The 13,909-nt window shown below is 51.5% G+C and carries 12 protein-coding genes; 6 read left to right on the top strand and 6 right to left on the bottom strand.

The annotated features are described in order from the left end of the window. Positions 1-494: 494 nt before the first annotated feature. Both ACJMNB_RS12860 and metG read left to right on the top strand, forming a co-directional pair. Positions 495-1,226, top strand: a complete 732-nt coding sequence (locus tag ACJMNB_RS12860) for a hypothetical protein (RefSeq protein WP_405343119.1) — start codon at positions 495-497, stop codon at positions 1,224-1,226. Positions 1,227-1,264: 38 nt separating this feature from the next. After that, positions 1,265-3,334, top strand: coding sequence for a methionine--tRNA ligase (metG, locus tag ACJMNB_RS12855; protein ID WP_405343117.1), 2,070 nt, complete (start codon positions 1,265-1,267; stop codon positions 3,332-3,334). 91 nt (positions 3,335-3,425) lie between these two features. Here metG and ACJMNB_RS12850 read toward each other — a convergent pair whose 3' ends face one another. Next, complete coding sequence (locus ACJMNB_RS12850; protein WP_405343115.1) at positions 3,426-3,965, bottom strand: hypothetical protein; 540 nt, start codon at positions 3,963-3,965, stop codon at positions 3,426-3,428. A gap of 32 nt (positions 3,966-3,997) precedes the next feature. Between ACJMNB_RS12850 and ACJMNB_RS12845 the strand changes: the two genes are divergently transcribed. Then, entirely contained in the window at positions 3,998-4,351 is a 354-nt protein-coding gene (locus ACJMNB_RS12845; RefSeq protein WP_405343113.1) for a hypothetical protein, read from the top strand. A 14-nt stretch (positions 4,352-4,365) separates the two neighbouring features. On the opposite strand, the gene ACJMNB_RS12840 is transcribed toward ACJMNB_RS12845, so the two are convergent. Then, positions 4,366-5,103 (bottom strand): thioredoxin-like domain-containing protein, encoded by a 738-nt coding sequence (locus tag ACJMNB_RS12840; RefSeq protein WP_405343111.1) that lies wholly within the window; start codon positions 5,101-5,103, stop codon positions 4,366-4,368. 86 nt (positions 5,104-5,189) lie between these two features. Then, on the bottom strand, positions 5,190-6,377 hold the full coding sequence (locus ACJMNB_RS12835; RefSeq protein WP_405343109.1) for a dihydroorotate oxidase: 1,188 nt from the start codon (positions 6,375-6,377) through the stop codon (positions 5,190-5,192). A 96-nt stretch (positions 6,378-6,473) separates the two neighbouring features. On the opposite strand from ACJMNB_RS12835, the gene ACJMNB_RS12830 reads away from it, so the two are divergent. The 3 genes from ACJMNB_RS12830 to ACJMNB_RS12820 are packed head-to-tail and all read left to right on the top strand — an operon-like array spanning position 6,474 to position 9,177. Further along, on the top strand, positions 6,474-7,859 hold the full coding sequence (locus tag ACJMNB_RS12830) for a M20/M25/M40 family metallo-hydrolase (protein ID WP_405343107.1): 1,386 nt from the start codon (positions 6,474-6,476) through the stop codon (positions 7,857-7,859). Further along, positions 7,859-8,560 carry an SIR2 family NAD-dependent protein deacylase gene (locus ACJMNB_RS12825; protein ID WP_405343105.1) on the top strand — a complete coding sequence of 234 codons (702 nt, stop codon included), beginning with the start codon at positions 7,859-7,861 and terminating at the stop codon, positions 8,558-8,560. Before ACJMNB_RS12830 ends, ACJMNB_RS12825 begins: the two co-directional genes overlap by 1 nt. 11 nt (positions 8,561-8,571) lie before the next feature. Next, on the top strand, positions 8,572-9,177 hold the full coding sequence (locus ACJMNB_RS12820; protein ID WP_405343103.1) for a hypothetical protein: 606 nt from the start codon (positions 8,572-8,574) through the stop codon (positions 9,175-9,177). 21 nt (positions 9,178-9,198) lie between these two features. On the opposite strand, the gene ACJMNB_RS12815 is transcribed toward ACJMNB_RS12820, so the two are convergent. The 3 genes from ACJMNB_RS12815 to ACJMNB_RS12805 are packed head-to-tail and all read right to left on the bottom strand — an operon-like array spanning position 9,199 to position 13,891. Beyond that, complete coding sequence (locus tag ACJMNB_RS12815) at positions 9,199-10,233, bottom strand: ABC transporter ATP-binding protein (RefSeq protein WP_405343101.1); 1,035 nt, start codon at positions 10,231-10,233, stop codon at positions 9,199-9,201. Then, positions 10,226-11,305, bottom strand: coding sequence for an ABC transporter permease (locus ACJMNB_RS12810; RefSeq protein ID WP_405343099.1), 1,080 nt, complete (start codon positions 11,303-11,305; stop codon positions 10,226-10,228). Before ACJMNB_RS12810 ends, ACJMNB_RS12815 begins: the two co-directional genes overlap by 8 nt. Before the next feature lie 9 nt (positions 11,306-11,314). Continuing rightward, entirely contained in the window at positions 11,315-13,891 is a 2,577-nt protein-coding gene (locus ACJMNB_RS12805) for an ATP-binding protein (RefSeq protein WP_405343097.1), read from the bottom strand. Positions 13,892-13,909: the final 18 nt, after the last annotated feature.

Genomic DNA, 13,909 nt, shown 5'->3' with positions numbered 1-13,909 from the left:
TGGACGATAATGCAAAAATATGCTTTGCTTATTTAAGATATTATTTCTGGATTAGCACTGGAAAGCGTTTTGATATATCAGACAGTATAAGTAGTAAGTTTTTGCCTTGAAAAACATCATCCATCTTAGGCCTATTGGCTTTTGAAGGCTTTAAGGAAAGTCCAAATTAGCGAATTGGATAATTTCTTGAAGTATTTTGAATAGGTGAAGGTTCCTTTCGGATAAAAAATTCAAACAGTTGATGGAGAGTTTGTATGTGTCTAAATATTCAACGGAAGATTTCAAGACCTATTGGAAAGTGTCTGCTACCCATTTTTAGGATAACGATTTTTGTAATCCCTTCAATGAGCCTTTCTCCCCACCCATTCCCCGAAGTTTTCGGGCGTAATGGTCTCGATTTCGGTGCAGACCATTTCAAAACAACTCCACCCTCCCCACCATTTTTTTTACTACTTTATCCATACCCCACACAAAATAAACTATAAGGAGAAAATATGACCGACAACAACAACAGCCAGGATAAAAAGAAATGGTTAGACACCTGCGGGCACTTGATAAGCCTGTTGCTCGCCATTTGCGGCACGGCCACAGCAATATTCGCCTACCACGCCTCGCTCAATGCAAACGATATTTCCAGGCGTTCCTTCGAAAATGCAGAGCTGAGCGCCCAGCCCATCATCTCGGGCTACCTCGACAAAGACTCCAGCCTAATTATAAACATTCAAAAAGAATACCGCGGCATCAACTTCGTGAACGCGACTCCGGTAATCACTCTTATGGAAGGGATTATCAACGACAAATCCCTCGAATCCATGAAAAAGTCCGTCTTCGCATACAAAAGCAAATGGATTGGTTCCTGCCACTCAGACGAAGCGAATAACATAAAGTGCGATAACCGAGAATTCAGATTTTTCATCAGAAAAATGGCTTTGCTTTTGAACAACAACAACGTCAATAGCGACACCACAGAGTATTCATTCAGAAACCTCTATTTCGCATATATCTTCACCATTTCTTACAACGATATTTACAACAAAAGGCAAACCCAGCATTTTATTGTAAGCCTGCACGGTCGCCAGCATCAAATCCCTGATTCGCTCTTTAAAGAAAAATTCACCGATACAGAATACTTGACCTTTGCAGACGCCAACGAAAAAGGCCTCAATAAGATTTTATCTAAATTGAGCCAGGCGGAAGACCAAACAATACCGCGCAAAAAAGATTAAAATTTGCCAACAACCAATATTTTACTAAATTTGGGGGCATGAAAAATTTTTACGTTACTACCCCCATCTATTACGTTAACGACGCCCCGCATATCGGGCACTCCTACACCACTGTTCTGGCGGATATTCTTACCCGTTTCCACAAGATCCTCGGCTACCAGACCTTCTTCTTGACCGGTACCGACGAACACGGCCAGAAGGTGCAGCGTGCCGCCGAAAAGCGCGGCGTGACTCCGCAGGAACACGTGGACGAATACTACCACCGTTTCGAAGACTTGTGGAAGAAGATGGGCATCGGCAACGACTTCTTTATCCGTACCACCATGCCCGAACACAAGGCCTTTGTGCAGGAATGCCTGCAGAAGCTCTGGGACAAGGGCGAAATCTATTCCAAGGAATACGAAGGTTGGTACTCCGTCGGCGAAGAACGTTTCTTCAGCGAAGACGAACTAGACGAAAACAAGTGCGACCCCATTAGCCACCGCCCGGTGGAATGGCTCAAGGAAAAGAACTACTTCTTCAAGATGGGTTCTTACCAGCAGAAGCTCATTGACTTCTTGGAAAGCCACAAGGACTGGATTGTGCCGGACTACCGCTGGAACGAAATCCGCGGATTCTTGCGCCAGCCGCTGAACGACCTCTGCATCAGCCGCCCGAAGGCCCGCCTGAGCTGGGGCATTCCGCTGCCGTTCGACACCGACTACGTGACCTACGTTTGGTTCGATGCTTTGCTCAACTACGTGAGCGCCTCTACCGCTTTCCACAAGACTTATGCCGACGGCACGCCGATTTGGCCCGCCACCTACCACCTGATCGGTAAGGACATCCTTACGACTCACAGCGTGTACTGGCCGACCATGCTCATGGCTCTCGACATTCCGCTGCCGCAGCACATTCTGGCCCATGGTTGGTGGCTCGTAAATGGCGGCGAAAAGATGAGTAAGTCCGCAGGCAACGTCGTGAAGCCCATGGACTACATGGAAAAGTACGGCATCGACGCCTTCCGTTACTTCCTCGCCCGCGAAATGGTCGTCGGTCAGGATGCAAACTTTACGCACGATGCCTTCGTGCGCCGCATCAACAGCGACCTTGCCAACGACCTCGGCAACGTGCTGAACCGCGTGCACCGCCTGGTGCTCAACAACTTTGAAGGCAAGCTCCCTGCCGCCACAGCCATTGGCGATGCAGAAAAGGAAGTCATCGACCTTGCAAACAAGGTGATTGCCGAAATCAAGGAAGGCCTGCCCCAGGCTCGCCTCTCCCAGTCTATCGAAACCATCATGCAGCTCGTGCGTAGCATCAACCGCTACCTCGAAGTCAAGGCTCCGTGGAAGCTCGCCAAGGACGAAACCAAGAAGGACGAACTCGCTACCGTTCTTTATGTTTCTGCCGAAGCCGTGCGTCTCTCCCTCTGCTTGCTGTGGCCGGTAATTCCGGGCAAGTCCGAAGAAGGCCTCGCCATGATTGGTTCCAAGTTCCAGAGCGCCGACGACCTCGCTTGGGGCATCCTCAAGGGTGGCGAAGCATTCGGCGAAGGCAAGCCGCTCTTCCCGCGTATCGAAGAAGAAGTCAAGAAGCAGGAACCGCAGCAGAAGCCCAAGCAGAACAAGCCGCTGATGGCCGCCGACGTGCCCGCCGCCATGGACCTCCGCGTGGCCCAGATTGTCGAAGTCGCAGACCACCCGGATGCAACCAGCCTCTACGTGCTCAAGGTTGACGCCGGCGAAGGCGAACTCCGCACCATCTGCAGCGGACTCAAGAGCAGCTACAAGGCCGAAGAACTGAAGGACCGCAAGATTCTGTTGTTTGCAAACCTGAAGCCCAGCGCCCTCCGCGGCATCATGAGCCAGGGCATGCTCTTTGCAGGCGATCTCGACAACGAAGCCCATACCTGCAGACTTGTCTCTGTGCCTGAAGACGCCAAGCCGGGTGACCGCGCCTTGTTCAAGGGTGTGGCTCCCAGCGAACCGCGCGAACTCAAGGTGAAGGACTTCGAAAAGATTGCCCTCTCCGTGAAGGGTGGTGCCGTGTTCTGCGACACGCTTGCTCTCGAAGTGAACGGCAAGGCCGTGACCTGCGACGTCGCCGACGGCAACGGTGTTCATTAAGAGACCGCTCGGCTCTATCGCATCGTCAAGAATGTGATATCGCCTCGCTCTCGCAACCGCCCCAGTTTAACAACTGGGGCTTTGTTGCTCACTAAGGTAATTCAACCAGTTCAAGGTGGAGATGTTCCATCTCCCCTTTTTCCCAAAGAACCTTGAAGCGATGGCCCAGTTTATCCTGGGCCATTTCTACAATTTTACGGCGTTTGTTCAGGGGAACATCTACAATACGGAAATCCATGGCCGCATTCTGGTAATGCTTTGACTCCCGCATGTGGTAGGGGTAATCGTTACCGCTGGTGATCACGGGCACGTAATCGTCGCCCATCACCACATGGTAGCAATGAATGATTTCAATCCCTGCCGTATCCATGGCCGGGAGCAGGCTTTCCAGATAAACTCCCGGTTTTTGACGAGTGCGCTTGAGCAACAGCTTGTGGACTTCGCCCTGGTTGAAGGGTTTCAGGTTCAAGTGGCGCACGTATTCTTCGGCAGACCAGGTTTCTTCGACCAGCTTGGGTTCGTACTTGGGAATGGGCCGATCGTTCGCTTTTATGAGCAAATAGACGCCGCCCAAGATGGCGATTGCAAAAACCGGTGCCAACAAGTACAAATGTTTAACAAAAAATTGCATTTTTTCGCCATCAAAAATACTATTTTAAAGATATGAAAAAAGCAATTCTTATCTCTGCCTCTCTTATTTCTTCGATGTTCCTTTTCGGCTGCGGCGACAACGCCAACTATACCGGCTGCTGGAAGGGCGAAGCCAATATGATTTTTGAAGTCCTGACCGAAAACAACCAGGATTACACGATCCGCAACGTGAACGGCGACCTGTCCGCCACCATTCAAGAAGGCAAGCTTTGCGGCAAGAATTCTCTGGACATGCCCTACTGCATGAGCGTCAAGGGCGACTCCGCCTACTATGAATTCGGCGGCATCACCACCGGTTACGCACGCATCAGCAAAGAAGAATACGAAGACATCTTCGCATCCCAGAAAAAAGCGGCAGTTGAATAACAACCGCCACCGCTTTAGTCAATTACATCTTTCAGGATCTGCTCGATCATGTATTCAGTCGGAGCACCGCTCCAGACTCGCTTGATGTAGCCATCCTTATCTAACAGCATAAGCGTCGGTACCGCACGAATTCCGTAGCGGCGCCAAAGGTCTTGCGAAGCGTCGCGGTACAACGGGTACGGCGACGCGTGCTGTTTTGCATAGAACGCATTGAGTTCCTGCAGACCTTCGCTGGAAATTCCAATGACTTCAACACCCTTGGAACTGTACTTGTTGTAGATGTTCGCCAGCACGGGGAGCGTCTTGCGGCAAGGACCGCACCAGGTGGCCCAGAAGTCCAGGAGAGTGGCCTTCGGTTTTTCCTTGCGCTTTTCACCATTCTTGTAGAAGTTCTCGCCGAATTTTGCAATCTTGCTGCCTATAGCGGAACCAGTCAGGCTGCTGATGTCATCGGGGCGTTCGGTCAAGGCCACATTCAAGGTCTGCTTCTTGCCATCGCGGGCAATTTCGATTTTCACCTTCTGCCCCGCCTTGTGGCTCGTAACCACAGACTGAATCTGGCTCATGTCCGTGAGCGGGCTCCCCTGCACACCAACAATCTGGTCACCGGCAACCATGCCTGCCGTAAAGCAGCCCGACTCCGGATGGACGCCGATAACGTTCAGGGCCAGGTGATTTTCGAAAGTGGTCTTTTTAAAGGTGACGCCCAACCAAGGGACGGCAAAAGAAGCGCCCGCCGTAAGGAGAAGCACAATAGCAATAAAACGAAAATTTTTAATGTATGACATAAAACAATGGAGATTCCGGCTCGGAGGCCGGAATGACGAATCAATCAGGATTACACGGCTTTGGTTTGCTTGGGGTTGTGGTCATCGTAATCCGAAAGCGTCGTGTACCCCGTTTCAAGGAGCGCCGCTTCCAGTTCCTTACGCATGGCATGTGCAGCCATCCAGCGGAAGGCCACCACCGAGTAGCATTCCACCGCGTCTACACCCAGCTTGATCAGGTCAAAAATCTTGAAACCGTGGTCAATGCCACCGCAAGCAATCACGCTAATCTGGGGGTAATGCTTGCGAATGTAGGTCACGTTCCACATCATGTTTTCATAGAGCGGGCGGCCCGACATGCCACCGCAATCGCCATCGGCACGAAGCGGAGTCAAGTCTTCGAACTTGGTTTCAACCGGGAGTTCGCTCATTTTCTTGGTGGGGTAAGTATTGCCCACCACCACGCCGTTCACGCCCGTACGCACGATCATGTCCATGACGTTCACCAAGTGGCGTTCCGACAAGTCCGGGCTAATCTTGGCATACACCGCCTTGCGAATAGCCTGGGCATTGCGGTACTTCATGATTTCGCCAAAGATGCGTTCCGTCAGCGACAAGTCCATGTCCACGCGGGATTCGCCGGTATTGGGGCAGCTCAAGTTGATTTCAATAAAGTCGCCGGCCTTGTAGGCAATGGCAAAACTTTCCAGCAAGTCCTTCAGCTTTTCTTCGTCGTCGGTGAGGCCCGGAGTCTCAGCCACAGAAACACCCACGCAAAGCCCCACCTTGTGGGCCTTGGTCAGCTGTTCGTCGGCACGGCGGGCAATGACTTCGACGCCTTCGTTGTTCAGACCCATGCTGTTATGAATGGCACGGTCGTTTTCCAGGAACCCGATACGGGGGCGGTGGGTATTGCCTTCGCGGAACTTGCGGGTCGCGGTACCTACGCTAATGCCGCCAAAACCCATGTTGGCATAGTCGCAAATGCGCTTGGCAGTCTTGTTGGCACCGGCGGCCAAAATGATGGGGCAACCCAGGTAAAGGGAATTGCTGTGATCGGGGAAAGTGATAACACGTTTGAGCGTCTTGCTCAGGTCAGGACGGCCACCCAAAAACGGAATGTAGGGGGCAAACCGGGCAACATGCTTAAAGGAATCGTGGCGAAATTCGGGATATTTGTGAAAAATGCGGCGAATCAGCGCTAACATGCGGTCGCCGAAATTCAGGTAATACTCGTGGTTTACACAATTAAAAGACATGGGTATTCCTTTTGCCTAAACTTATACCCTAAAAAATAGAAAATATACCCCACCTGGGACAATTTTACCATTCGTTTTCTATTTTGTTTAACGAATATGGAACAGAAAACAATCGATTTAGTCGTCAAGGCCATCCGCGAAAAGATGCCCGCCTATATCCAGACCCTAAGCGATCTGGTAAAAATTCCGTCTATCAGTTTCGACAATTTCGACCAGAAATACGTGCTGGAATCTGCCGAAAAGGTGAAGGAGCTCTTCTTGCAGGCCGGGCTCACCAACGTGCAGTTTTTGCTGCCCCCCAGCGGACGCCCCTCGGTATACGGCGAAAGCCTGACCAGCCCCGACAAGCCCACGGTACTTTTGTACGCCCACCACGACGTACAGCCACCCATGCGCGAAACCCTCTGGAACACCAAGCCTTTTGAAGCGAGCCTCCAGGGCGACCGACTCTATGGCCGTGGAACCGCCGACGACAAGGCCGGTATTGTAACCCACCTGGCAGCCTTGGAACAGGTGCGAGCCCTCAAGAAGAACGACGGTCCAAACCTCAAGTTCTTGATTGAAGGCGAAGAAGAATCCGGAAGCGCAGGTTTCGAAACCATCTTGAAAAAGAACGCCGAACTCTTGAAGTGCGACGCCGTAATCGTAGCAGACCTGGGCAACTTCGCCAAGGGTACGCCCTCCATCACTACCACGCTGCGCGGCATGAGCGCCGTGAACGTGGAACTGAAGGCCACCAAGGCTCCCCTCCATTCGGGCAGCTGGTCTGGCCCCATCCCTGACCCGGGCCAGGTGCTTTGCCGCATGATCTCTAGCCTTTCTGACGGCAAGGACAACATCCTGATTCCCCATTTCGAAGACACCCTGGTGCCCCCCACCGAAGCGGAACTGGCCTCTTACAAGAGCCTGGGCATGACCGAGAAGATTTTCCGCAATGACGGCGGCATCTTGGACAGCGTCAAGCTGAAAGTTCCCGAAGACGAAATCCTGCTTTCACTGTGGCGCAGACCCTCTATCGTAGTGACCGCCATGGAAGTGGGCAGCCGAGTGAACGCCGGCAACGTTCTGCAGAACTCCGCCTACGCACGCATCGGCATTCGCCTCGCCCCCGGCATGAACGCCGACATAGCCACCCAGCAACTGGTAGAATTCTTGCAGGCGCAAGTACCTTACGGTCTGCAATGCAGCATTGCCACCGAAGACGGAGCCAATCCCTTCGTGACAGACACCACTCACCCCTTCTTCCAGAAGATGAGCGAATCCATGGCGAAGGCATACGGAGCCGAGACCAAGTTTATCGGCTGCGGCGCAAGCATCCCTGGCGCAGAACTGTTCCGCAATACCTTCGGCGACATTCCCATTCTGCTCACGGGCCTCGAAGACCCCGAATGTAACGCCCACGGCGAAAACGAAAGCCTTTACCTGCCCGACTTCGAACACGGCATCGTGGCAGAAACCCTGTTCTTTGGAGAAATCTGCTAATGAGTACTACCAAGTTTCCTAGACTCGTCGTACTGACCGGTGCCGGTATCAGTGCAGAATCGGGGCTTCGCACATTCCGCGGCAATGACGGCATGTGGGAACACGAAAACATCGAGGACGTTTGCACGCCCGAAGGTTACTACCGCGACAAGAAGCGCGTAAAGGACTTCTACAACTTCTTGCGCAAGGGACTGAAGGAACACGAACCCAACGCCGCCCACTTCGCCCTCGCCGAACTGGAAAAGCGCCTAGGCGACGACTTCTTGCTGGTGACCCAGAACGTGGACAACCTCCACGAACGCGCTGGTTCCAAGCGGGTGCTGCACATGCACGGCGACTTGATGCGCCTGACCTGCGAACATAACCCGAAGCATGAATTCATGTTCGACGGCGAAGAAACCCTGGAAACCCGTTGCCCCTTCTGCGGAGCCATGAGCCGCCCGGACATCGTGTTCTTTGGCGAACAGCCGCTGTACATGGAAGAAATCCAGGACGCCCTGAGGCACTGCAAGGAATTCGTCTACATCGGCACCAGCAGCGTGGTGTACCCTGCCGCCGGCTTCAAGAGTTTTGCCAAGAGCTTCGGCGCGAAAGTCACCTGCCTGAATCTGGAAGTGCCTACCAGCGACCCCTACACCGACGTGTTCGTAGAAGGCAAGGCGACAGATATCGTGCCCAAGTGGTGCAAGGAATTTAAATGATAAGGAATACAATGAATAAAATTCTTCTCGCAGCACTCTGTGCAACATTCATTGTTGCATGTTCAGACGACAGTAGTTCGACATCTGCAACGAACAACGAAGTTACCAGTTGCAGCTACACGTTTGAATGCAATGCAAGCACCCATGTCAAGGACAATAAAATCTACATCGAAAACGACAGCATCGTTTTGAGCAATCTGTTTCTGAACTACGCACATTCCGACTCATGGACCATGGCCAACTACATGAAACGCTTAAACGAAACCTATTGGGATTCCTTCATTTTGAAAGACACCCTATTGACAGATTCCCAGGTATCAGAAAACGAACATCATGCAGCATTTGCTTCAACCACAGACGACGAAATCATATTTACAACGTATGGATCTCCAGAAGGAGCCGAACAATTTGTTGCCAATACATATCAAGAATGCAAAACTGACGACATCTGTTCTATGATGTTTCAGAACTCTATAACAGAAAAAGAAGATAGTCTTAAGGCTAATGATATAGAGAACTTCGTGAAACTCAGTAAATATTACTCCAAACTATCTGGAGAATCTACATGCAATCTTGCAAAAACAGAATGCAAGAAAGAACGTTATGTAACAGAGTAATTCAAGGAAAAGCACCAGCTTTTACAAGCAAAAACAATGAGCTTCGTGATTCGATGAATCCGGAGCTTTTTGTTTGGGCGGAACTTGCGCCGACAGGCATTTCTCGCGCATTTCGGCAGAGGCCTTGGCGCATTTTTCGCAGCGGTCCGCAAAGCGGCACCCCTGCACAAAATCCTTGGGGTGCGGCACGGAACCGGGAATAGATTTCATGGTGCGCATGTCGCTGTGATTCTCCGGAATAGCCGCCAGCAAGCCCTGGGTATAAGGATGCATGGGCCTATCGATGACATCCCGGACGCCACCCATTTCTACAATGCGGCCCGCATACATCACCGCCACGCGGTCTGCATATTGGGACACGATTCCCATGTTGTGGGTAATCAAGAGCACAGCCGTTCCCATGCGGCTAGCCATATCCTTCAACACCGCCAGCACCTGGGCCTGCACGGTTACGTCGAGGGCCGTCGTCGGTTCATCGGCGATAATGAGCTTGGGCTTTGAAAGCAGCGCCATCACGATGCACACGCGCTGCAGCATGCCGCCCGAAAGCTCGTGCGGGTAAGATTCCAGAACGCGGTTCACATCCTTAAAGCCAGCAAGGGCAAGCATATCGCGGATGACCGTCATAAAGCCGCCCTTGGAATACTTGCAGAACTTGAATACTTCCATCAACTGTTTCTTGATGGTCACCACCGGATTCAGGGCCTGCATGGGCTCCTGAAAAATGCAGGCGATTTCGGCGCCGCGGACCTTCTGCAAATCGGCCAGAGGCAGCTTCGCCAAATCAACGGGAGCTGCATCGTCGCTTTCCTTGTAAAGCACCGAGCCTTCTACAATCTGGGCACTGGGCTGGGGCAACAGCCTCAAGATGCTCATGGCGGTAACGCTCTTACCGCAGCCCGACTCCCCCACCAGCGCAAAGAATTCGCCGGGATGAATATCGAAGGAAACGCGGTCCGTCACCTGTAGCGGCTTGATACCGTCGCGGGGCTTGCCCTTCTTGTCGAAACCGAAAGCCACCGAGAGGTCGCGCACTTGCAAAACCGGGTTAGACATATCGATCTCCAGATTTGGGGTCCATGGCATCTCGCACGCCCTCGCCGACGAATGTGGTGAGAAGGAGCGTAATAAACAGCGCGGCCACCGTGCTTACAGAAATCCAAGGGGCGTAAAGGTTGTTGAGGCCCTGGCTCATGAGCTCGCCCCAGCTAGGAGTAGGCGGTTGCAGGCCAAAGCCCAAAAAGTCCAACGACGTGAGGCTACCGATTCCGCCAATCAGCGTAAAGGGGAATAGCGTCACCACCGGAGTCATGGCGTTGGGCAAAATCTCCTTGAAGAAAATATGGCGATGTCCCATGCCCAACACCTTGGCGGACTGCACGTAGGTCATGCCGCGCAGCTTCAGGAATTCCGCACGCATGTAGTAGCTCAGCGAAATCCAGTTGAAGGCCGCCATAATCAGAATCAAGAGCCAGAAGCTACGGCCATAAATACTGCCGATTAGAATCACCACGTAAAGCATGGGCAGCGACGACCAGATTTCAATAAAGCGCTGCATGCCCGTATCCCAGAACTTGCCCAGGTAACCCTGGATACCGCCAATCACGATGCCCAGGAAGGTTCCCAGCACCGTCAGCAAAAGGCTAAAGCTAATGCAAATTCTAAAACCGTGAATCAGGCGGGCCAGCACATCGCGGCCGTTGCTGTCTGTACCGAGCCAATGCCTTGCACTGGGCGCAAAAGGAGGCGTACCGTCTTCGCTCAGGTCTGCCTTCAAGGGATCATGCGCAATGAGCGGCATAATCGCCCAGATTTCGGGGCAGCCTCCGGCACGGGTAAAACCTTCGGCAGCATCTTCTTCGCATTCCTGCACCACGGCAAAGAGCTTGGCATAATCCTGTTCCGTCTGGTATTCTCCGCCAAAGTCCTTTTCGCTATAGCGCACAAACGCCGGGAAGTAGGACTTGCCTTCGTAACTTAGGTACAGCGGTTCATCGTTTACCGTCCAGGGGCTGGTAAGCGACAACAGATACGCCACCACAAGCACCACCAACGACCAGAACGCGCGCTTGTTCTTGCGGAAGCGTTTCAGGCGGTTCAAGGTTTCTTGTGTCAGGCGAATTTTCATGGAACAATACTATTTAAGCAGTTTCGAAATCAAATCTAGCAATTCGGTAAAATCAATGGGTTTAGCGATATGCCCATTAACTCCAGCATCAAAGGCAGCCTTCTTTTCTTCTTCGAAGGCGCTTGCCGACAAAGCCACAATAGGAATTCTAGACTTACGGGGGCTATCCAGCTTACGGATCAAGGCCGTCGTTTCAAAGCCGTCGCCTCGCGGCATTTTCAGATCCATCAAAATCAAGTCAAAGGACCCGGCCGGCGACATATCCACTCGACGGTAGCATTCATTGCCGTTTTCCACGCAAATGATATCGGCACCGAGACTCTTCAACATATTCGAAACGATTTCACATGTCTGGGGATCGTCATCGGCCATCAAGATACATTTGCCAGAAAGGTTCTTCTTAAAGGGCTGCACATCGGTCGGAGCCACCGCAAAATCTTCTTCGGCAACTCGATGCGGAGTCACGATAATTACACGAGTTCCTTCACCCACACGGCTAGTGATATTGATAGTACCGTGCATCAGGTCCACTAGTTTCTTTACGATACTGAGTCCAAGACCAGTACCTTCAATGCCGCGGGTAAGGGCAGTCTGTTCGCGTTCAAAGACATCGAACACCCTGGGCAGGAATTCTTCCGAAATGCCCACGCCCGTGTCTTCGACAACCATTTCGATATTGCACTTGTCCGGATTTTCATGAGGCAAATCGCGCAGAGAAATTCGCACAAGTCCACCACCACGAGTATACTTGATGGCGTTGCTCACCACGTTCATCAAGATCTGGTGATACTTCACCTTGTCCACATACACGCAACGGGTCTTGATGTTTCTTGAAATCTGCAACATGACATTCTTCTGTCTTGCAGATTGTTCAAAAGTCGTCACCAAGTCTTCGCTCAGGGCTGCGGTAAGCACCGCCGTTTCTTCAAGTTTTTCATACCCCGATTCAATGGAGGTAATACTCAAAACAGAATTGATTACGTTAAGCAGGAGCATTCCCGCAGACTGAATCCCGTTCAAGTAGTACTTCAGCAAAGAAGCTTCCGCGTCAGCCAGGTTCAGGTTCTGCAAATACTTTTGAGCCAGTTCATCGTAACCCAGAATGGCATTCATGGGAGTACGGACATCGTGACTGATGCTGAACAAGAAGTTGGACTTGGCCTTGTCGGCACGCTGGGCGCGGTCAAGGGCCTTCACAAGGGCTACACGCTGGTCGTTCAATTCCTTACGCTTGTCAAGCTCGGCATTCATGGATTCATCCACCAGCTTGATACCCATGACAATTTCGGGGCGGTCCTTGGAGGGCTTCACGTAGTGAATCTGCATGTAATGAATCGCGCCGCCCTTAGAAATTCGGTAAATGAATTCAAACCGGCTACGCTTCAGGAATTCCCGGTTCAACCGTTCCAAGGTCAGCACCTTATCAAAGAGCGGGCGGTCTTCGAGAAGTACCATGCGGTTCACGTACAAAGACGTAATCTGGTCGTAATGAGGAGCGTTGTCAAAGGCATCTTGCATAAAGCGCGAAGCCATGGGGTCAATGCTGTAGCTTTCGCTTAGGCCTGTCCTGGAATCGATTACAAAGGCACTGCCATAAGAATCCGTCAACGCGTTAATGACATTCAAGTGCTTGCCTACCATTTCGTTTCGCAGGCGACTGTTCGTACGGTAAATGGAATGGATATAAATCACAAAGAAAAGCACCACAAGGAACAGCGCCATCACCGCCTTGATGGCCACATGCCTAGTCACGTTAATTAACACATGGTACGGAACCATTTGCACCACGAACCAGCCCAATCCTTCGACGGACATGACACATGCAATAGAGGTTCCGACATCAGAAGTGACCCTAAAGGCCTTTAGATCATTGAGTATGGCATTTTTCTTAAACACGCTTACAATTTCTGGCGGGAAAAAGTCCTGGGCGCGCTGTTCAAAAGACTCCCCAAAATCGCTATCGATAAAGCTCGAAGCGACAATGTTCAATTCCCTGTCGCACAAAAGTCCGATGGTCTGTTCCCCGTTGACCGTATACTGGAGCATAGGAGTAATATCATTTTTGCCACCCAGGATTCCAGTAATTACGCCAACGACCTTATCACCATAATACAAGGGAGTATACACGTTAATTCGTGCTTCACCATACTTTTTTCCCGTATAGTCAATCCAGATACCGGACTTGCCGGCCATACCCTGTCGGAAAAAGGGACTCTCGGAAACATCTACCGGTTCTTCGTCGTAAGAAAGTTTCAAACCATCTTTACGAATATATTCGATCTTCGAAAAGGGCACGTCGTCCTTCATGGAAAGGAAAACGGCTTCGGCCCGGCGCAACTCGGGACCATCCATCTTTTTCGAAACCGATTGGGACACCAGCTTGATACTGCTTCTCCCGTAATTCACCGTCTTGGCTAAATCGGCCGACAGTCGCTGGGTTTCCTGAGCAACCGCCTCTTCAATCTGTTTAAAATACGATTCCCTTGCCCAAAGGGCATACACCACAACAAGCACCACAACCGCTGCTGCAACCCCGAAGATGGCGGGATTCAAAGGCATCCAACGTTTTAATTTAATCTTTTTCATAACTATTTAAAATGTATA

Source organism: Fibrobacter sp. (assembly GCF_045131395.1).
Lineage (GTDB): Bacteria > Fibrobacterota > Fibrobacteria > Fibrobacterales > Fibrobacteraceae > Fibrobacter.
The sequence above is the reverse complement of the archived record's forward strand: the minus strand, read 5'-3'. Positions and strand labels throughout refer to the sequence as shown.

Bases quoted from the DNA above. Each gene is read 5' to 3' on its own strand.
- ACJMNB_RS12860 (WP_405343119.1), top strand. From the start codon at position 495: ATGACCGACAACAACAACAGCCAGGATAAAAAGAAATGGTTAGACACC.
- metG (WP_405343117.1), top strand. From the start codon at position 1,265: ATGAAAAATTTTTACGTTACTACCCCCATCTATTACGTTAACGACGCC.
- ACJMNB_RS12850 (WP_405343115.1), bottom strand. From the start codon at position 3,965: ATGCAATTTTTTGTTAAACATTTGTACTTGTTGGCACCGGTTTTTGCA.
- ACJMNB_RS12845 (WP_405343113.1), top strand. From the start codon at position 3,998: ATGAAAAAAGCAATTCTTATCTCTGCCTCTCTTATTTCTTCGATGTTC.
- ACJMNB_RS12835 (WP_405343109.1), bottom strand. From the start codon at position 6,377: ATGTCTTTTAATTGTGTAAACCACGAGTATTACCTGAATTTCGGCGAC.
- ACJMNB_RS12830 (WP_405343107.1), top strand. From the start codon at position 6,474: ATGGAACAGAAAACAATCGATTTAGTCGTCAAGGCCATCCGCGAAAAG.
- ACJMNB_RS12825 (WP_405343105.1), top strand. From the start codon at position 7,859: ATGAGTACTACCAAGTTTCCTAGACTCGTCGTACTGACCGGTGCCGGT.
- ACJMNB_RS12820 (WP_405343103.1), top strand. From the start codon at position 8,572: ATGAATAAAATTCTTCTCGCAGCACTCTGTGCAACATTCATTGTTGCA.
- ACJMNB_RS12815 (WP_405343101.1), bottom strand. From the start codon at position 10,233: ATGTCTAACCCGGTTTTGCAAGTGCGCGACCTCTCGGTGGCTTTCGGT.
- ACJMNB_RS12810 (WP_405343099.1), bottom strand. From the start codon at position 11,305: ATGAAAATTCGCCTGACACAAGAAACCTTGAACCGCCTGAAACGCTTC.
- ACJMNB_RS12805 (WP_405343097.1), bottom strand. From the start codon at position 13,891: ATGAAAAAGATTAAATTAAAACGTTGGATGCCTTTGAATCCCGCCATC.